Origin of the sequence: Azospirillum palustre (assembly GCF_002573965.1) — a bacterium.
Lineage (GTDB): Bacteria > Pseudomonadota > Alphaproteobacteria > Azospirillales > Azospirillaceae > Azospirillum > Azospirillum palustre.
Genome location: NZ_PDKW01000040.1, coordinates 646,345 through 665,337 on the forward strand (window position 1 = coordinate 646,345; position 18,993 = coordinate 665,337).

Below are 18,993 nucleotides of genomic sequence, written 5' to 3' on the forward strand. Positions count from 1 at the left end.
GTCAGAACGGCACCACCGCTCCAGGCAGGGGCGGCAGACGCAAACTCGCCAGATAAGCGATCAGCGCCTGTTGGTCGTCAGGCCTCAAGGCGTAGAAGGCGTTGATCACCGGGTCCGCTTCGCTGCCGGCGCATTGGTAGGGGAACTCGGCTGCGATGCTGTCCGGGCGGGTACCGCCATGGAAGCGGATCGCCTGGACCAGATCCAGCGCGCGTCCGTCATGCAGGTAAGGCCAGCTGTCGGCAACGCCCCACAGCGGCCGGGTCAGGAATTGCTGCGGGGGAACGGCGATGTCCGCCACGTCGGTGCCCTGCGGCGCGATGTCGGCGAGGCAGGGGCCCATGTCGTGCAGGCGCAGGTCGCTCAGCAGCGGCACGTCCAGGGGGGCGTCCGGCGTCTTGAAGGGCAGCCGGGCGCGGGCGTAGGCCGGCAGCGGCCCTGCCTGATCCCCGGCCTTTCCGCCGTCCAGATTTTGCCACGGCATCGTCGTGGACGCCCGGCTCGCCAGCGTGTTCAGGTTGATCTCCAGCCCGCCGACCGCCACGGTGTCGGCATCGGCGACCGCCTTGGCGTAGAGGGCGGCGACCGCCGCGTCCGGCGCGCCCTGGCGGACGGCCGCGCCGGCATCCGCCGACGCCTTGGCCAGCCGCGCCCGCGCCTCGCGCACCACCGGCAGATGGTCGGTGCCGGGCAGGGCGTTGACCAGGGTCGGCGAGGCGACGGTCCGCCTGCGCGTTTCCTCGGCGCGCCCCTGGACCCGCGAGGGCAGCGCGATCCCGGCGTCGGAGCCGGCCCGATCGGGATGTCCCAGCACGGTGCCCCACTCGATCGTCACCACGGGCCGGTCGAGCGTCTGCACCGGAAGATGGCAGGACGCGCACATGCCGGCCGGAAGCCCGGCGCCGGCCGCCGTGCCGGCGAACAGCGCCGCGCCGCGGGCCACTTTGGCCTTGGCGTCCGCATCGGTCGGCGTCTCGACCACCGGCGGCCGGGTCATCGCGACGAAGCTCGTCAGCGCCCCGACGTTGCCATAGCTCAGTTCGTTGATCACCCCGTCGGCGTCGTTGTCGTTGTTCTCCCCGACGATCTCCACTCCTTCCATGCTGAAGTGGAACTGGGTCGCGGAGGCTGCGAAGTGGCGGACCGACGAGGCGATGCCCTTCCACTGGAACGGGCGCACGACCAGATCCGGGGAGACCCCGGTCAGCCGGCTGTAATCATAGACGATCCGCTGCGCCTTGCTGTCGTAGGTGGCGCCCAGCCAGCCGAAGGACAGGGTCTTGGCCGCCAGCGGCAGGCTCACCGGTTTGTCGGGTGTGTAGCGGGCGTGGTCGGCGAGAAGGGCCTGCTGCCCGAGCAGCTGCCCGGTCATCTCGTTGGCCAGCGCCTGGGTGTAGCCGGTCCCGAACACATGCGGCGGGTTGCGGACCAGCTGGGTCAGCGGGTTGGGAAACTGGCCGCTGATGAAGGCGGTGTTGGCGATGCCGGCGGCGCCGCCGATCGCCGGCTGGGTGCGGGTCGCCGGTCCGGGCGGGTTGGCGCCGGCGAGGTCGGGCTGGACGGTGGCGCCGATCGACGTGTGGCATTCGTAGCAGCTCTGGCTGTCGATGCCGTTCAGGCGCAGGAAGGGGATCGGCGGTGGCACGGTCCCATCCGCCGTCGCGTAGGGGCTGAACGGCGAATTCGGGTAGAGCGCCTTGCGCTGCCACGCGCGCGGGCCGTCCGCGCCCTCGCCCCAGCCATCCTGCGGGAAGTAGGGATAGCTGAAGAAATGCGCGCCGGATTCCAGGATCCGCCGCAGGGGTACGCTACCCTTCATCACCTCCTGCTGCTGGATCGTCACGCTTTCGGTGATGTTGGCCTGCTGGGCACCCGCCCTGGAGGTGAGAAACACCGAAAGGCTCATCATAACGATTGGCCATGCCGCGACGCGAACGCTTGCCATGCGCATGAACTCCCGATTTTTGCGTATCGTCCGATACTGTCGGAGCATTATCGAAAATCAAACCAAATAATTCAGATCAATATACTTAGAAATCTAATTTCTATCGGCCACCGATACTGTAAACCCCAAAATTATTCGTGCTCTTTCAGATAAAATTCTGAGAAATATGCGAATTCTCCGAAATCATATCATGGTATGCGTATTGAAAGTCGGAAACTGACTCGTTGATTATTTTAAATTGCTTCCCGATATTCGGCGCACGCGACGCATCAACGCGGGCCGGAACAGCGGCGCGCGAGCGGCATCACCGAGCGGGAGGGACGCGGACCATGACTGAGCAACGTCTTCAGGAGCGGGCGCAGGGGAAGGCGGCAGCCCCGCTGTCGGTCGCCTACACGCCGATTTCGACCCTCGCGGATCTGCGCGCCGCCGCGCAGCTGGCGATCCAGGTCGAATTCACCACGGTGCCCGCCTATCTGACGGCGCTCTATTCGATCACCGACAAGAGCTCGGCCGCCTACCAGGCGCTGCGCAGCGTCGTGGTGGAGGAGATGTTCCACCTCAACCAGGCGGCCAACATCCTGGTCGGCATCGGCGGGCAGCCCAAGCTGACCGGAAGCGTGGTGCCCGTCTATCCGGCCTATCTGCCCTCGGCCAGCACCACCGCCACACCCTATGTCGGGCTGTACCGGGCCTCGCAGGCGGTGTTCCGCAACGTCTTCATGGCGATCGAGACCCCCGCCCCCTTCACCGCGCCGCCGCAGGGCAGCGACTATCAGACCATCGGCCAGCTCTACAAGGCCCTGTCGGACGGCATCGAGCGCTGTGTCGAGCAGTACGGCCCGGCGGCGGTCTTCGCCGAGAATCCGGCGGCCGAGCAGCGCACCGACATCTACCTCGGCAAGTTCGGCGGCAAGGCCGTGAAGGTGACCGACGCGGACAGCGCCCAACTCGGCATCCAGCAGATCGTCCAGCAGGGCGAGGGCGCGGTGAACCCGACCCACCCGCTTGTCCCCCAGCAGCCCTACGGCTCCTACGAGCATTACGGCGCCCGTACCGACGGCACCTACGGGCCGATCCTCGGCACGCCCTACGAGCTGTCGCACTATTACAAGTTCCTGCGCGTGGCCGACGCGCCGGATTTCCCCGACACGCTTCCCATCGTCTCCAACCCGCGGGTGTCGGATTTCACCAACGCCACGGCCGTGCAGGCGGTCGAGGCGTTCAACATCGGCTACAGCGTGATGCTGCAGAGCCTGGAGGCCTCCTTCACCAAGGCGGGCGGCGCGGCGGACTCCTATTTCACGCTGGCCCTGCCGCTGATGCACAACCAGCTGCCGACCCTGGCCAATCTGCTGATGCAGCTTCCCGTCTTCCCCGACGGCGACCCGGCGGTCGGGCCCAACGCCGCCCCGACCTTCGAGTATGTCGAGGGCGCCAGCTTCGACGGCTTCCTCGCGGCGCTGATGGCCCTCGACAAACTGCTGGCCGGCCAGGGGCTGCCCGCGCTGCTCGTCGCCCCGGTGGCGCCGCCCGCCCCGCCGGGCCCGGCGCCCAAGCACCGGGAAGCGCTGCACGGGGTGATCGACGGCGTCCGGACGCTGAAGAGCCGCTCCGACGCCATCGGGCTCGGGCTGTAACCCGACCGGCACCGCCCAAACGGCACCACCCAGCCCGGCCAGATCGGGACAGCGAGGGGAAAACCATGTCCAACACCGTCTATTCCATCGTCCCCGCCATCGGCATCGCCCGCGTCGGCAACGCGCCGACGGCCTTCTACATCGGCCCCGAGACGGAGGGCGCCCTGCCCACCCTGCCCGACGGCAGCCCCGTCGGGGAGCAGGATTTCCGCGACGCCGAGGGCCGGCTGTGCCGGCAGGCCGCGCGCTTCCGCCTGATGCGCAGCGTCGACGGCGGACCGCCCGAGGAGGTCACGTTGAAAAGCGAGGGGGTGGCCTCGATCCGCTGGTACGTCCACCTCGCCAACAAGAAGTCGAGCTGGTACGAGTTCCAGACCTCGAAGGGCGAGGACGGCTACGCGTCGAACCACCCGCTGCGCAACGCCGACCGGACCGGCGCGGAGGATCGGCGCGCCCTGATGATCGACGCCGGCCCCCGCTCGATCGAGGGAAGCGACGCCCCGGCCGAGCCCTTCTCGCGCGACACCATCCCGCCGGGCTACGCCGGCAGCTTTCCGCCGGAGGGGCTGAAGCCCTACCCCATCGACACGCTGGGAGAGCTGCGCACCGACGAAGAGGGCCGCCTTCTGGTGCTGGGCGGGCTGGGGCATTCCGGATCGGACAGGCCATCGCCCCAAATCGGGCAGTACGCCAACAACGACGGCTGGTGGGACGACACCTCGGACGGGCCGGTGTCGGTGAAGATCAGCCTGCAGGACGGTGTGGACGGCTCCCCCGACGTGGAGGTCGGCGGCGCCTGGGTGATGGTCGGACCGCCGTCCTACGCGCCGCAGATCCCCAATCTGGTGACGCTGTACGACACCATCTTCGACGTCGTGGTGCGCAAGCAGGGGCTCCGCCCCGACCTGTTCGCGGACGGGATGTGGAAGACCGGGCCGACCGGCTACAAGCCCTTCTTCGAGACCGACATCAAGCCGATCTTCGAGCGGGTCGCCCGCTACCCCTGGGTCGCGGCGATCCCGCCGAAGCCGCACAGCTTCGATTTCGGCAGGCTCGGCAACCCGGATCCCAAGCTCAACGGCTTCCGCGCCTACATCCTCGACATCATCCGCCCGCCCGGCGCGGACAACGTCCTGGTGAATGCCAGCACCGGCGCCACCGCCATGCCCTATCTGGCGGGCGACGACGCGCTGGGCGCCTCGAAGCCCGGCACCGTCACCGCGGCGACCTCGAAGTACCTGCGCCTGACCGACACCCAGTATTTCCTCCTCCAGCAATGGGCCGACGGCTGGTTCGAGCCGGGGGCCGAACCGGCCGGGACCGCCGGCGATCCGGTCACCCGCGGCGTGCTGGCCAACTGCGTCGGCGGCGCCTTCTCGCCGGGCATCGAGATGACCTGGATCTCCCGCAACCCGGCCATCTACGACGGCCCCTTCCGCATCAAGGCGCGGCCGGACGTGACCGGCCCGCTCAGCCTCGGCTTCGATCCGGCGGCGGGCATGGAGCCCGGCGACGTCAGCCGCTACATGGCCGTCCCCTGGCAGGCCGACTTCAACGAATGCTCGTCGCAGCCCATCGAGGGCCGGATCCTGTGGTGGTGGCCGGCGCAGCGGCCGGAATTCGTCTATCTGCCGCCCGACTCCAAGGCTCTCCTGGCCGAGCCCAGCCCGGCCCTGGGGCCGCAGGTGTCGTGGATCGGCACCGAGTACAACCAGAAGGCCGACGACTACATCCAGTTCGCCGACGATCTGGACATGGTGAAGCTGTGGGACCAGCTCGGCTTCGTCTTCAACATCGGCACCGACGGCGATCCCCATTTCGTCGAGGTGGCGCGCCGGCTTCCCCGCACGCCCGGTTCCCAGGGCGACACCGCGGGGATCGGCGAGCCGGCGCGGCCGCTGGTGGCCGATGTCCCCTGAAGCGTTGTCCCCTGAAGCGTTGCGTGACCCGGTTCCAGGTGCGCCTCCGGGCACGGACGCGGCGGACGTCCTGATCGTGGGGGCGGGGCCGGCCGGCTCCGCCACCGCGCTCGCCCTGTGCGCGGCCGGCGTGCCGCGCGTGGTGCTGGTCGACCGCGCCGCCCACGGCTCGCCGGAACGGGCGGCGCTGCGGGTCGGCGAATCGGCGACGCCCAACGTCGGACCGCTGCTGGCCCGGCTCGGCCTGCCGGACGATCTCGGGCGGCTCGGCCATCGCCCCTACCACGGCAATCTCAGCCTGTGGAGCGGCGACGGGGAGAGCGCCGACGATTTCCTGCGCCGGGGCAGCGGGCACGGCTGGCATCTCGACCGCGCCCGTTTCGACCGCTGGCTGCGCGAGGCGGCGGCGGAGCGCGGCGCCCGCCTCCTGGCCCCCGCCACCCTCGCCGGGATCGAACGCCGGCCGGAGGGCGGCTGGACCGTCGGGCTGCGCGACGCGGGCGGCCGGCGCAGCGTGACCGCCCGCGTGGTGGTGGATGCCGGCGGCCGGCGGGCGCCGCTGGCGACCGCGCTCGGCGCGCGGCGGCGGCGGCTCGACCGCCTGATCGCCCTGGCGGTCGAGGCCGCTCCGGCCGCCGGGCCAGCCGGCGGGGGCTTCCACGGCCGCTCCTTCGTGGAGGCGGTGGAGATCGGCTGGTGGTACGCGGCGGTGCTGCCGGGCGGGCGGGCCATCGTCACGCTGATGACCGACGACGACATCGCCCGTGCCGGCGGTCTGGCCGGCGCGGACGCCTTCCGCTCCGCCTGGGCGGCCACCGCGCGCCTGCGCGACCTGGTTCCGCCGCCGGAAGACGGCCCCGGCGCCGGAACGGCCCCGGCGGTCTTCTCGGCCGCCTCGCAGCATGTCGACCGGGCGGTCGGCGCCGGCTGGATCGCCGTCGGCGACGCGCTGATCGGCTTCGACCCGCTGACCTCCTCCGGCATCGCCGGGGCGCTCGACGACGCGCTGGCCGCCGCCGACACCATCCTGCGCTGGTTCTCCGGCGACGGCGCCGCGGCGCGCGACGCCGCGATCGGCTACGCCCGGCGCGCCGAGGACACGCTGCGCCGCTATCTGGCCGAGCGGACCCGCCATTACTCCGCCGGGGGCCGCTGGCCCGACGCCCCCTTCTGGAGCCGCCGGGCCGCGCGGTGAGCGTGGATGCGGTGAGCCCGGATCAGGCCGACGCCGCCCGGTCGGCCACCCAGCTGTCGAAATCCACATGCAGGCTTTCCGGCAGCTTGGCCCGGACGGCACGGTCGTCCCGGGCGGCGTCCCGCAGAAGCTGGACCTGGATCTGGTAGTCGCCGACCACGATGCCGTTGGCGATCATGGTCGTCGGCCCGGCCCCCTCGGGAACGAGCCACAGGTTGAACAGGCCGCCGTTGGTCTGGGTCTCCTGGCGGGTGGCGGTCACCGTCGTCGTGCCGTGGCGGGTCAGCACCGTGTCGCCGACCGCCAGCGCCCCCGCATGGACCGTGCCGGACGGCGTCACCACCGGGTGGGTGGCCGATCCGGCGAGTGTGGCGCCGTCGGCGAACTCCAGCACGGTGATCGGCCCGCTGTGCGGCTGCGCCAGGGTCGCCTGCACCGGCCGGGTTCCGTCGCCGCTGACGACGACGTCCTCGGACGTGAAGTCCTCCACCGCCTTGGTCGTGCCGTCGGCGAGCGTGATCTGCGTGCCGGCGACCAGGCAGTGCCAGACATAGACGATGGGCTTGATGAAGGCGACGCCGTCCTTCGGATCGGTGTCCGGCTTCAGCGAGCTGACGATGCTCGACCAACCCGATCCGTGCCTTTCATAGTCCTCGAAGGTCACGGAGACGCGGGCGCTGAAGAAGGCCTGCGTGTCCGCAACCCAATTTTTGGACGGGAATTCGATGGCGTCGCCCGCATCGTTGTAGGGCGCCCTCAGCACGAACTTCAGCGTCCGCCCTTCGGGATCGGCATCGTCGATCCGGAAGTGCGGCAGGTAACGCGAAGAGTCGCCGCCGGTCAGTTCGGACATGCCACCCTCCTTGTGAGCCAGGTAGAATTCCAGGAACGGGGGGTAGCTGTCGAGCGGAGCCAGCTTGTAATCGAATTTCATGCTCCCGGACAACGGAACAAGCAGAGGATTCGTACCGAGATTTTGCATATTCTGCCAATACCAGTAATCGATGTCGGTTTTATTTCTTGTACCTTGGTTGTTATCATAGCCGCGCGCCAGACCGATGACGATGTCGTTCAGGTCGCCGGTCTTGCGGTCGCTGCGGATGGCGGGGTCGACGACGACCGGGTCGCGCGACGCCTGGGAAGCCCAGGGAGCCGCGGTCGAGGACACCTCGACCGTGCCGTCCTGATAGGTGATCGCGAAGGAGACGATGCCGGTCATCGTGCCCGTCGGCAGCGGCGGCAGGGCGGTTTCCGGGTCGGTCTCCACGAAGATCGTCTGGGTGGCGAAGCTGACCGCGACACCGGAGGCCAGCGTGGTCCTGGTGCCGCCGTTCTCGTTGACGACGTTCAGCCAGACGATGGCCTGGGCCACCGGCCGGATCCGGCTCAGGACGGCGCGGGAGGTGACCGCCTTGTTGCTCTGACTGCTCGAAATGAACTCGACATGCTGGCCGTCGGTAACGCCACTGCTCTCGGCCGCCCTGTCCGTCGCCGCGCCTCCGCTCCCGATGGCCTTGAACAGCCCCGGATAGCGCGCGGGGGTCAGGCCGCTGCGTTCGGCGTTGTCCCGCAGGAACGCCGTGTGCACCGGATCGCCCGCCGGCGGGACGTTCCCGGCCTTCAGTCCCTCCAGGATATGAGCCAGCCGGTCGTTCTGGAGTTGGGTCAATGCAACGCTCATAAGTCAATCGCTCCAATCAATGATTCGTCGATTCTTGAGCGAACAAAAATCATTACTTAGGATACAAAGGTATCCTGCGGCATTAAATCCAGGCAATCCGCCATGATTACCTGTGTATGATTTTCGGAAGCTCAGGATTTATATTTGACTATACTTGGGTCTATTTTTCAATCGTGGAGAGGTGCTGATTGGAGCAGGGACGCTGGCGTTGTCACGCGATCGGTGGCGGCGCGCCTGTCGCGGCATTGTCTTGCCCGGATGCGGCCACCCTCCTATGCCCGCCGCCAGTTTCCGCCCGCGACCGTCCGGCACGCGATCCGGCTCTGTCTCCGGTTTGCGATGAGTTACCGGGATGTCGAGGAGGTGCTGGACGAACGCGGCGTGGAGGTGCCCTGCGAGACCGTCCGCCGCCGGGTCTTGACGTCTGGTCGGGCCGTTCCGCGCCGTGGCGTGTTTGCAGAAGCGGAACCTGGAAGCGCCATGTCGAGGGAGCGTCGATGAACGACCGGATCCGCCATTACGGGGAGATCGTCCGCACGAGCCTTTGGCTGGTGCCGGCGCTGATGGGCTGCGCCGGCTTCGGGCTTGCCGTCCTTCTGTTGTCCTGGGGACGGGGCATCATCCGCAATGCCGGCGAATACTGGCTGCTCTATGCCGGGGATATGGACAGTGCGCGCGAGCTGCTGTCGGCGATGCTGTCCGGCATGATCTCGATGACCTCCCTGGTGGTTTCGATCACCATGGTCGTGCTGACGCTGGCAGCGGGACAGATTGGTCCCCGGCTGATCCGTACCTTCATCCAGGATCGCGTCACGCAAGCCGTGCTCGGGCTCTTCCTTGCCGACATCGTCTATCTGCTTGTGGTGTTCCGCACCATGGATGGGGAGCGCATCGACAGCGTGCCGCATCTCGCGGTGAGCACAGGGACGGGGCTTACCACCCTGTGCCTGTTCGTGCTGCTGTACTACGTCCACAGGCTTGCCCGGTCGATCATCTATGACAATGTCGTCCAGAACGTGGCGTCCGAACTGTGCGATGCGGTGGATGCCCTGCTGCCGGAGAAAGCGGCCCCCCCGATCCGGGCCGAAGGCCTGAGGCCGGATTTCACCTGGCTCGCCTTGGACCGGGACGGCTATATCCAGGCCATCGACACGACGGCGCTGGTTGCCATGGCCCGCCGCGCCGGCATCGTCCTCCGGCTGGAGGTCCGGCCTGGACATTTCGTGGTCAGCGGGGGTGAGCACATCGCCATCCACCCGCGGCAAGCGGCCACCGACGATCTGTCGAAGGCCATCCGGGGCGCCTTCATCCTCGGACCGGTGCGCACCCCCACCCAGGATGTGGAGTTCGGGATCCATCAACTGGTGGAGATCGCCACACGCGCCTTGTCGCCCGGCATCAACGACGTGTTCACCGCCATCGCCGTGATCGACAACCTGTCCGCTGCGCTTGCGCATATCTTCGACCGCGGCCTGGAACCGACCGTGCTGCATGACGAGGATGGCGCGGTCCGCGTCGTCAGGAACGTCGCGGACCATGACGGATTCGTCGGCGCGGCTTTCGATCAGATCCGGCAGGCGGGACATGGCAACCCGGCGATCCTGATCCGCCTGACGGATGCGATCGGACAGCTGGCCTCACGGGCTTACGCGGACGATGTGAAGGGTCCGCTTCTTGAACAGCTCGATGCCGTGCTGGCGACGGGCGAGCAGACGGTGACCATCGACAGGGATCGGGCGATCCTCCGGCAGCGCTGGCAGCAGGCCCGCGACCGGCTGTCCCGCTCCGGCTTCCGGGAAAATCACCGGGACGGACAGGTGCGTTACAGAACGGCCAGCCAGCCACCATCCACATAAATGATCTGTCCGTTGACGTAGTTCGACGCCGAAGACGCCAGATACACCGCGGTCCCGGTCAGCTCCTCCGGTTGCCCCCAGCGCTGAGCCGGGTTGCTGTTCTTCACCCAGGCGTCGAAGGCGGCGTCCTGAAGCAGGGCCGCGTTCATGTCGGTGGCGATGTATCCCGGCCCGATGGCGTTCGCCTGGATGTCGAAGCGCGCCCATTCGGCCGCCATGGCGCGGGTCAGCATCTTGATGCCGCCTTTCGCGGCGGTGTAGGGCGCCACCGTCGCCCGCGCCGCCTCGCTGGTCAGCGACCCGATGTTGATGATCTTGCCGCCACCCCCACGCGCGATCATCCGCCGCGCCGCCTCGCGGGCGACGATGAAGGCGCCGGTCAGATTGGTGTCGATGACGCGCTGCCAGTCCGCAAGCGCCAGATCGACCATCGGCTTGCGGAACTGGATGCCGGCATTGTTGATCAGGATGTCGACCGCGATTCCCCGCTCGTCGAGCGCGGCGAAGGCGGCGGCCACCGCGGCTTCATCCACCACGTCGAACAGGCTGGCCTCCGCGGCATGGCCCAGATCGGTCAGGCGCGTCACCGCCGCGGCGAGCGACTCTTCGCTGCGCCCGTTCAGGATCACGCGGGCACCGGCTTCCGCCAGCCCCTGGGCGAAAGCGAAACCGATCCCACGGACGGAGCCGGTGATCAGGGCCGTGCGGCCGGAAAGATCGAACGGGGAAGTCTTCATGGCGGGGGTCTCCATCGGGCGGCGGGGCCTCAATCCAGGGTGCTGACACGGCGGGTCAGGTCGGACCGTTCGAACACCGAGGGCAGCAGGTCGGTGCCCAGTCCCGGCCCTTCCATCGGATAGACATAGCCGCCTTCGATGCGGGGGACCTCGGTCACCAGCTCCTTGTACCACCCTGTGTAGAAAGCGCGCACCGATTCCTGGATCAGCGTGTTGGGCTGCGACAGCGAGGAATGGACCGCGGCGGCATAGGCCACCGGGCCGGTGCAGTCGTGCGGCGCATAGGGGCGGTGGTAGGTATCGGCGAGAGCGGCGATCTTGCGGCCCTCGGTCAGCCCGCCGGTCCAGGCCAGATCGGTCATCACCACGCCGATGGCGCCGGATTCCAGCATGTCCTTGTAGGGGAAACGCGATCCCAGCGTTTCGGAAGCGCAGATCGGCACGCTGGTCGATGCCGCCAGCTCGGCCAGCGCATTGACCGAATTCATGCGGATCGGATCCTCGTACCAGGTCGGCTCGTAGTCCTCCAGGACGCGGGCGATCCGCTTGATCGTCGGCAGGTTCCACAGGCAGTGGAACTCCACCATGATCTGCATGCGGTCGCCGACCGCCTTGCGGATCTTCTCGAACGGCTCGACGGCGCGCTTCATCTGCTCGGCGGTGATGAAGCGGCCGTCATTCTCGATCGCCGCGGGATCGAACGGCCAGATCTTCATCGCCGAGATGCCCTGCTCCAGCAGGCTTTCGGCCAACCCGCCGGCGTCGGACATGAAAGCGTTCAGATCTTCATACGGACCGGGGCTGGCGCCCAGGTTCCAGGTGTCCACCGGCTTGATGCGATGGGAGCGGACATAGCCGTAGCCGGCGCAGGTGTTGTAGACCGGCACCCGGTCGTGGCAGAGGCCGCCCAGCATCTGGTGGACCGGCTGGTTGCAGGCTTTGCCGAACAGGTCCCACAGCGCGATATCGACGGCCGAAGCCGCCCGGTATTCCGCACCGGTCGAGGACTGCGCCAGCGGCAGGTTGACCATGTCGCGGCTGATCGCCTCGATGCGCAGCGGGTCCCGGCCCAACAGCCGCGTGGACAGCGTGTCGTGCAGATGGGCTTCGACCGCACCGGCCCCGTAGAACGTCTCGCCCAGCCCGACGATCCCGGCATCGGTGTGGACGCGCACCCACAGGACGTTTGCGAACTCCTCGGTGCGAAGGGTTTCGATGGCGGTGATTTTCATGAGCCGTCCCGCGATGAAAGAGAAGGAAAGTTCAGGGATTTCAAAGGTATGGCAGAGGGTCGGAGCAGGATGCGATGCCCTGCATGCCCATGGCCATCCATGCCGGGGCATCCTATTTCCGTTTGTGATATTTCACAACATGTTTTAATGTACCACAGTTCGCTGGGTGAGCATGAACGATCCCGGGCAGCTCACGGCATGAGGAGGACGGCATTATGGGACGTGGACGCAGCAAACCGGTGCTGGTCGAACCGGGGGACGCGATCGACCGCAAGCAGGCGCGGGCCAATCATGCCAACCTGCTGGAACTGGCTTACGGCAAGCTTGAGGAGATGCTGGTCAACTGCACGCTGGCGCCCGGCCGGTCGCTGTCGATCCAGGATCTGCAGGACATCACCGGCCTGAGCCGCACGCCGGTCCATCAGGCGGTCAGCATGCTGGCGCGCGACACGCTGGTGATCGTCAGCCCGCGCAACGGCATCCAGATCGCTCCCATCGATCTTGCCCGCGACCGGCTTCTGCTCGAACTGCGCCGCGACATCGAGCGCTTCGTCGTCCGCCTTGCCGCCGAGCGGTCGGGGCCGACGCAGCGCAATCAGATGATGCACCTGTCCCGGGTGCTGCGGGAGCGGCGGGCGACGATCACCATCGACCAGTTCAACGAGTTCGACCGCAGCATCGACAACCTGATCCTGGCGGCCGGCAACGAACCCTTCGTCGGCAACGCGCTGCGTCCGCTGCACACGATCTTCCGGCGCATCGGCTTCCTGCACCAGAACCACATCGGCGGCGAGGCGACGCTCCACCGCAGCGTGGACTGCCATCTGGCCCTGACCGACGCCATCGCCAACCGCCGCGCCGACGATGCGGTCAAGGCTTCCGACGACATCGTGCAGTTCGTCGACGCGATGTTCGACGAGCTGGAGGCCCGCATCGACCCGCGGCTGCTCGATTGCAGCGTCGAGCCGCTCTTCACCTTGTGACCGGAGCCTCTCCCCGGCGGGCGGGTCGCCTTGCCGACGGAACTCCGGTCCCGAACAGTCACGCTCAAAACAATCTCAAAAGGAGGAAACCATGAAGAAGGCTCTGTTGGCAGGGCTGGCTCTGACGGCCGTCGCCCTCGGCATCTCGATGCCGGCCGTCGCCGCCACCGCCACTGCGCGCATGTCGCTCGACGTTCAGGAGGGCAATCCCAAGCATATCGCCGCGACCCGCTTCGCCGACGCGGTGTCGGAAGCCACCAAGGGTACGGTCAAAATCCGCATCTTCCCGAACAGCCTGCTGGGTGCCGAGTCGGAATCGGCGGAAGGCATCCGGCTCGGGTCGATCCAGATGGGAATCATCACCAGTTCGGTCTTCACGACCTGGGTTCCGCAGGTGCAGGTGCTCGACCTGCCCTTCCTGTTCCGCGACGACCAGCATGCCGTCGCCGCCAACGCCGTGCTGACCAAGGCGCTGTCCGACAGCTTCCGCGAGAAGGGTTTCCATCTGCTGGGCTTCTCGGTCAACGGCGCCCGCCAGCTGATGAGCAAGGACCCCATCGTCACGCCGGCCGATGCGGCGGGCAAGAAGATGCGGGTGATCCAGAGCCCGATCCATGTGGCGCTGTGGAAGGCCGTCGGCGCCAATCCCGTGCCGATTCCGGCGCCGGAGGTGTACAACGCCATGCAGACCGGCGTCGTCGATTTCTTCGACAACACGGCCACCAATTATCTGACCTTCCGCTTCTATGAAGTGGCACCGAACTACACCAAGCTGAGCCACATCTATGCGATGGGCGCCTGGGTGGTGTCCGAGCCGTGGTGGCAGAAGCTGACCGCCGACCAGCAGACCGCCATCGAGAAGGCGGCGCATGACGCGCAGGCGGACATCGTGCCGCTGCAGGCCAAGCAGGACGAGGAAGCGCTCGCCAAGACCGTCGCCCAGGGCGCCACCATCCACGAGGTGAAGGACAAGGCGGCATGGCGTGAGCTGATGAAGCCGGTCTGGGCGGAATTCACGCCGAAGATCCCGAATGCCGACACGCTGATTCCGGCAATCGAAGCGGTGAAGTGACGGGGGCGGGGTATCGCCTGCGCGGACGGTGTTCTGCACCGCCGCGCTTCCCGCAGGGACGTTAGGCCAAGGATTTGGCCAATCGGAAAGGTCCGATCATGTCGGAAGTCCAAGCCACCAGTTCTGAAACCATGCCCGGCCGGTCGTCTCCGGCCTGGGGAGAAACGGCCTGCCGCCTGGTCGAAAGCGCCGTCGGAGCCGTCAATTTCCTGGTTCTGATCGCGCTGACGCTCGTCGTCTTCACCGGCGTGATCGCACGCTATATCTTCAACAGCGGCTTCACCTGGACCGAGGAATTCTCGATCTGGGCCTTCACCTGGCTGATCTTCCTGGGGGCGGCGACCGGAATCCGGCAAAAGCGGCATGTGCATGTCGACCTGCTCGTCGACCATCTGCCGGCATCGGCGCGGCCGGCGGTGGATTTCCTGCGCGACAGTCTGGTGGCGCTGACCCTTCTGCTGTTCACCTTCAGCGGCTATGAGCTGGCCGACCGGATCGGCGGCGTCAGCACCACGCTGCAATGGCCGAACGCCCTGCGCTATGGCGTCGTTCCGGCGGCGGGCGGCATCGGGCTGCTGTTCCTCCTGCTGGGCGAGACGACGATGGCCGGACTGCTGCGCCGGGCCGGATCGGTCCTGTTGGCCGGCGCCATGTATCTTGTCGTGCAGGATACGGCGCTGTCGCCGTTCCAGGATGTGTCGCCCAGCCTGCTGATGACCCTGGTGTTCTTCCTGACCATGCTGATCGGCGTGCCGATCGCCTTCTGCATGATGCTGGGCGTGTTCGTCACGACCTGGAGCGCCGATCTGCTGCCGGCTCCGGCGATCCTGCAGAACATGATCGCCGGGTCGACCAAGTTCATCCTGCTGGCGATCCCGTTCTTCCTGACGTCCGGCTACCTGCTGAATCTCGGGCGCCTGTCGGAGCGGCTGATCGATTTCGCGGAATCGCTGTTCGGCCATTTCCGGGGCGGTCTGGCCCAGGTCGTGGTGGTCAACAGCGTGTTGATCGGCGGTATTTCCGGATCCTCCGGTGCCGACGCGGCCAGCACGACCAAGGTCGCGGTGCCGGAGATGATCAAGCGCGGCTACTCGCCGGCCTTCTCCTGCGCGATCACGGCCGTCTCGTCGATCCTGCCGAACATCATTCCGCCGGCCATCGCCATGCTGGTGTATGCCTCGGTCTCCAACGTGTCGATCTCCCGCCTGTTCGCCGCCGGCATCGTTCCCGGCCTGCTGGTTGCCATTGCCCTGATGGCGGTCGTCTACATCCTTGCCGTCCGCCGCGGCTATGAGGGAGGGAAGAAACGGGCGCCCGCCAGCGTGGTCTGGAGCAGCTTCCTCCAGGCAGCCCCGACACTGGCAATCGCCGTGCTGATCCTCGGCTGCATCCGCCTGGGCATCACCACCGCGACCGAAGCCGGCGTCATGGCTCTGGTCTGGGCCTTCATCCTGGGAAAATTCGTCTATCGCGCCTATGGCTGGCGCAGCTTCTATCGGGCCATCATCGACTGCGCGACGGATTCCGCACTGATCGGCTTCCTGATCGCGACATCGGTTCCCTTCGCCTGGATCCTGATCGCCGAGGGCGTGCCGCAGGAGTTGATCGGCTGGGCGCGGGAGACCGCGCAAGGGCAGTTCGGCCTGCTGCTGATCATGAACATCACCCTGTTCGTGGCGGGCATGTTCCTGGACCTGACGCCGGCCATGCTGATCGCGGCACCGCTGTTCCTGCCGCTGATGACCCAGGCGGGCATCGATCCGATCCAGCTCGGCCTCATCATGATCATCAACCTCCAGCTCGGTGGCGTGACCCCGCCGGTCGGCATCCTGGTCTTCATCTCGGCGCAGATCGCCAAGGTCCAGCCCTACGCCGTGTTCCGCGAGGTCGGCGTGTTCGTTGCGGCCGTGCTGGTGGTCCTGGCGGCAGTGTGCGCCTTCCCGTTCCTGACGGTGGGGATCTGGGACCTCTTCGGGTAAGAGAGGAGAGGCCCCCGGCAGCGTGGGTGCCGCCCGGACGTGCCGTCAGGACCGCGGCACCATCCTGCCCCGTTGCGGCTCGGATGAACGGATCAGGGCCGGCCGGCGGCAAGCAGCAGCGCTTCGGCGTCGGCCACGGACAGCGGGCGGGCGAACAGGTAGCCTTGAGCATAGTCGCAGCCGATCCGGGTCAGGACCGCCCGCTCCTCTTCGGTCTCGACCCCTTCGGCGACGACCTCCAGCCCGATGCGGTGGGCCAGCTCGACGATGCCGCGCAGCAGCGATTCCTGCCTGGGATCGCTGCCGAGCGCGCTGACGAAGCTCTTGTCGATCTTCACGATATCGAAGGGCAGGCTGCCGAGGTGCGACAGCGAGGAATAGCCGGTGCCGAAATCATCCATGCACAGCGCCACGCCCAACGCATGAAAGCGTTCCAGGATGCCGCGGGCCTGATCATGGTCGGCGACGGTCATGCTCTCCGTCACCTCGACCTTCAATCCGTCGGCACGGCCGCCGGCCAGGAACGCCAGCATGTCGTCGACATAGCGCTCGTCCCACATCTGGCGGGCCGACAGGTTGACGTTGACGGTCAGGGCGGCCCCCCCGGCCATCCGGCGCCAGCGACCGAGCTGCTCCACCGCCCGTTCCAGCACATGGCGGCCGAGCGGCAGGATCTGGCCGGTCTCCTCGGCAATCGGGATGAACTGGGCCGGGCTGACCGGGCCGAGGTCGGGGTGGCGCCAGCGCACCAGCGCCTCGAACCCGGTGAGCCGGCCGTCGGGAAGCGAGACGATCGGCTGATAGACCAGGAAGATGTCGCCGGCCTCCAGCGACGGGGTCAGATCGCGTTGCAGGCGGCTGCGGATCAGGATCGCTTCGCGCAGGGAGGCGTCGAACAGCACGGTGCGCCCCTTGCCATGCTCCTTGGCCCGGTAGAGCGCGATGTCGGCATCGCGCAGCAGGCCGTCCGGATCGTCGCTGGTTCCGTCGTCGACCGCCAGCCCGATGCTGAGTCCGACCCGCAGGTCCATGCCGCCGGCGCAGAGCGGACGCTGGAAGGCGGTCTCCAACGCATGGGCGCGGGCGATTGCCGCCTCCCGCCCGGCGGGGACCGCGACGACGAACTCGTCGCCGCCCAGCCGGACGACGAACTCCCCCGGTTCCAGCAGGCCGGCGATCCGCTCCGCCGTCGCGACCAGCACGCGGTCGCCCACCGCATGGCCCAGGCTGTCGTTGACCACCTTGAAGCCGTCGAGATCGAGGAACAGCAGCGCCAGATCGCTGCGGCCGATACCCTCCGCTGTCCGGCTCCCGCGCAGCCAGTGGATCAGATAGGCGCGGTTGGGCAGACCGGTCAGGAAATCGTGGGTGGCCTGATGGACCAGCCGCGCCTCGTAGGATTTGCGGTCGCTGACATCGGCGGCGGAACCGGCCAGCCGCGCCACCCGGCCGTCCGGACCGGCGGCGACGATGCCGTGCAGATGCAGCCAGCGGGTGGCGTCCTCCTGCGTTGAGCCATCCGGCTTTGGGCCTTCCGGCTCCGGGTTGGGCGGCAGGACGCGGAACTCCACGTCGAAGCTGGCGCCGTCCGCCCCATGCTCGCCCTGGCGGATCGCGGCGAGCACGGCATGCCGGTCGTCGGGATGGATGTGGGCCAGCAGGGCGGCGAGGCCGGGATCGCCGCCGTCGGCCGGCAGATGAAGCATCTGGCGCAGGCGGGCCGACAGGTAGAAGTCCCCGCTTTCCAGGTCCCAGTCCCACAGCCCGTCGTTGGTGGCGGCGGCGGCCATGGCATAGCGGCGCTCGCTCTCGCCCAACCGGCGTGTCTTCTCCTCGATGGCGGCGAACAGGTCGCGCAGGGCGGTCCGGCTGTCCTCCAGGCTGCGGCCGAGCAGGCCCAGCTCGTCCCGCCGGAAGCCCGGTTCACGCCGCCGGCCCCAGCCCTGGAACGGACGGTCGAGGTCGCGGCGGGCCAGACGGCGGGCGTCCTCCACCAGACGGCCGAGCGGGCCGACGATGCGGCTGCGGGTGAACCACACGGCGGTCCCGGCCAACGCCAGGACCAGAACGGCGATGATGCCGCCGCCGACCGCCATCAGCCATTGCAGGGCCTCGATGTCGGTCAGGGTGGCGGCGGTCAGCCGCGCACGCTGCGCACTCAAATGGCTGTTCAGCGCCGCCAGCCCTTTCACCGCGTCGCGGCGGCAGGCGTCGAACGCCTCCGCCGGGATGGCCGCCGCCGGATCCTCCATCTGCACCTGGATGGCGTCGAGAAAGGCGGCGATGGCGGCGATGGCCCGCGCCTCGTCCTCGCCGGGGGTGACGATGTCGCGGTAGATCGCGAGATTGGCCCGCGCCAGCGCCAGGGCGCGGTCCAGCGCCGCATGGTCGCCTGCCGCATGGCCTGCCGTGCCGGCCTGCGCGCCCTCGCGGAAATGGTCGATGACGCCGCCCAGCCCGAGATGCCCGCGGACCTCCGACAGTGCGTCCGACTTGGTGGCGGCCTGCAGGTCGTAATCGCGCCAGCCGTCGGCCACCCTGTCCATGCCCTGCATCAGTTGCAGCCCGACCGCCAGCATCACGGCCAGACAGACGACCAGGGCCGCCGCCAGCAGCAGCGCCGAGCGGGCGATGGTCAGGGTCCGGCGGCCCGGTCCGGAGCCGCTTCCGGGGCCTGCCCTGTCATGCATGCCGCCGGGCAGGGCTTTGGGCAGGGCTCCGGGCTCTTCACTGACGATGTCGGTCACCCCGGTC

At 68.0% G+C, this 18,993-nt stretch carries 12 protein-coding genes; 7 read left to right on the plus strand and 5 right to left on the minus strand.

Annotation, left to right across the window (positions count from 1 at the left end):
• Position 1 precedes the first annotated feature (1 nt).
• On the minus strand, positions 2–1,894 hold the full coding sequence (locus CRT60_RS12755) for a di-heme oxidoredictase family protein (RefSeq protein ID WP_143273234.1): 1,893 nt from the start codon (positions 1,892–1,894) through the stop codon (positions 2–4).
• 380 nt (positions 1,895–2,274) lie between these two features.
• On the opposite strand from CRT60_RS12755, the gene CRT60_RS12760 reads away from it, so the two are divergent.
• The 3 genes from CRT60_RS12760 (at position 2,275) to CRT60_RS12770 (ending at position 6,699) form a co-directional block, all read left to right on the plus strand.
• A complete protein-coding gene (locus CRT60_RS12760; RefSeq protein WP_098736768.1) occupies positions 2,275–3,585 on the plus strand; it encodes a ferritin-like domain-containing protein in 1,311 nt (436 codons plus the stop codon).
• Between the two features lie 65 nt (positions 3,586–3,650).
• Complete coding sequence (locus tag CRT60_RS12765; RefSeq protein ID WP_098736769.1) at positions 3,651–5,504, plus strand: LodA/GoxA family CTQ-dependent oxidase; 1,854 nt, start codon at positions 3,651–3,653, stop codon at positions 5,502–5,504.
• Positions 5,494–6,699: an FAD-dependent oxidoreductase gene (locus CRT60_RS12770; protein WP_098736770.1), complete on the plus strand. Its 1,206-nt coding sequence runs from the start codon at positions 5,494–5,496 to the stop codon at positions 6,697–6,699. Before CRT60_RS12765 ends, CRT60_RS12770 begins: the two co-directional genes overlap by 11 nt.
• A 22-nt stretch (positions 6,700–6,721) precedes the next feature.
• Here the strand turns inward: CRT60_RS12770 and CRT60_RS12775 are convergent, their stop codons facing one another.
• A complete protein-coding gene (locus tag CRT60_RS12775; protein WP_098736771.1) occupies positions 6,722–8,380 on the minus strand; it encodes a Hint domain-containing protein in 1,659 nt (552 codons plus the stop codon).
• A 497-nt stretch (positions 8,381–8,877) separates the two neighbouring features.
• Here CRT60_RS12775 and CRT60_RS12780 point away from each other — a divergent pair, with 497 nt between their 5' ends.
• A complete protein-coding gene (locus tag CRT60_RS12780) occupies positions 8,878–10,236 on the plus strand; it encodes a DUF2254 domain-containing protein (protein ID WP_098736772.1) in 1,359 nt (452 codons plus the stop codon).
• Here the strand turns inward: CRT60_RS12780 and CRT60_RS12785 are convergent.
• Entirely contained in the window at positions 10,203–10,973 is a 771-nt protein-coding gene (locus CRT60_RS12785) for an SDR family oxidoreductase (RefSeq protein ID WP_098736773.1), read from the minus strand. The two genes, CRT60_RS12780 and CRT60_RS12785, sit on opposite strands and share 34 nt — an antisense overlap.
• Before the next feature lie 29 nt (positions 10,974–11,002).
• The gene (locus tag CRT60_RS12790; RefSeq protein ID WP_098736774.1) at positions 11,003–12,205 is read right to left on the minus strand and encodes a mandelate racemase/muconate lactonizing enzyme family protein; all 1,203 of its coding nucleotides are present in this window, start codon (positions 12,203–12,205) and stop codon (positions 11,003–11,005) included.
• 215 nt (positions 12,206–12,420) lie between these two features.
• On the opposite strand from CRT60_RS12790, the gene CRT60_RS12795 reads away from it, so the two are divergent.
• From CRT60_RS12795 to CRT60_RS12805, 3 genes are all read left to right on the plus strand, one after another.
• Positions 12,421–13,188: a GntR family transcriptional regulator gene (locus tag CRT60_RS12795; RefSeq protein WP_098736775.1), complete on the plus strand. Its 768-nt coding sequence runs from the start codon at positions 12,421–12,423 to the stop codon at positions 13,186–13,188.
• Between the two features lie 91 nt (positions 13,189–13,279).
• Positions 13,280–14,260: a TRAP transporter substrate-binding protein gene (locus tag CRT60_RS12800; RefSeq protein WP_098736776.1), complete on the plus strand. Its 981-nt coding sequence runs from the start codon at positions 13,280–13,282 to the stop codon at positions 14,258–14,260.
• A gap of 98 nt (positions 14,261–14,358) precedes the next feature.
• Positions 14,359–16,239, plus strand: a complete 1,881-nt coding sequence (locus CRT60_RS12805) for a TRAP transporter large permease (protein ID WP_098736777.1) — start codon at positions 14,359–14,361, stop codon at positions 16,237–16,239.
• Between the two features lie 92 nt (positions 16,240–16,331).
• Here CRT60_RS12805 and CRT60_RS12810 read toward each other — a convergent pair whose 3' ends face one another.
• Positions 16,332–18,986: a putative bifunctional diguanylate cyclase/phosphodiesterase gene (locus CRT60_RS12810; RefSeq protein ID WP_098736778.1), complete on the minus strand. Its 2,655-nt coding sequence runs from the start codon at positions 18,984–18,986 to the stop codon at positions 16,332–16,334.
• Positions 18,987–18,993 lie beyond the last annotated feature (7 nt).

Bases quoted from the DNA above. Each gene is read 5' to 3' on its own strand.
- CRT60_RS12770 (WP_098736770.1), top strand. From the start codon at position 5,494: ATGTCCCCTGAAGCGTTGTCCCCTGAAGCGTTGCGTGACCCGGTTCCA.
- CRT60_RS12800 (WP_098736776.1), top strand. From the start codon at position 13,280: ATGAAGAAGGCTCTGTTGGCAGGGCTGGCTCTGACGGCCGTCGCCCTC.
- CRT60_RS12760 (WP_098736768.1), top strand. From the start codon at position 2,275: ATGACTGAGCAACGTCTTCAGGAGCGGGCGCAGGGGAAGGCGGCAGCC.
- CRT60_RS12765 (WP_098736769.1), top strand. From the start codon at position 3,651: ATGTCCAACACCGTCTATTCCATCGTCCCCGCCATCGGCATCGCCCGC.
- CRT60_RS12795 (WP_098736775.1), top strand. From the start codon at position 12,421: ATGGGACGTGGACGCAGCAAACCGGTGCTGGTCGAACCGGGGGACGCG.
- CRT60_RS12790 (WP_098736774.1), bottom strand. From the start codon at position 12,205: ATGAAAATCACCGCCATCGAAACCCTTCGCACCGAGGAGTTCGCAAAC.
- CRT60_RS12785 (WP_098736773.1), bottom strand. From the start codon at position 10,973: ATGAAGACTTCCCCGTTCGATCTTTCCGGCCGCACGGCCCTGATCACC.
- CRT60_RS12775 (WP_098736771.1), bottom strand. From the start codon at position 8,380: ATGAGCGTTGCATTGACCCAACTCCAGAACGACCGGCTGGCTCATATC.
- CRT60_RS12780 (WP_098736772.1), top strand. From the start codon at position 8,878: ATGAACGACCGGATCCGCCATTACGGGGAGATCGTCCGCACGAGCCTT.
- CRT60_RS12805 (WP_098736777.1), top strand. From the start codon at position 14,359: ATGTCGGAAGTCCAAGCCACCAGTTCTGAAACCATGCCCGGCCGGTCG.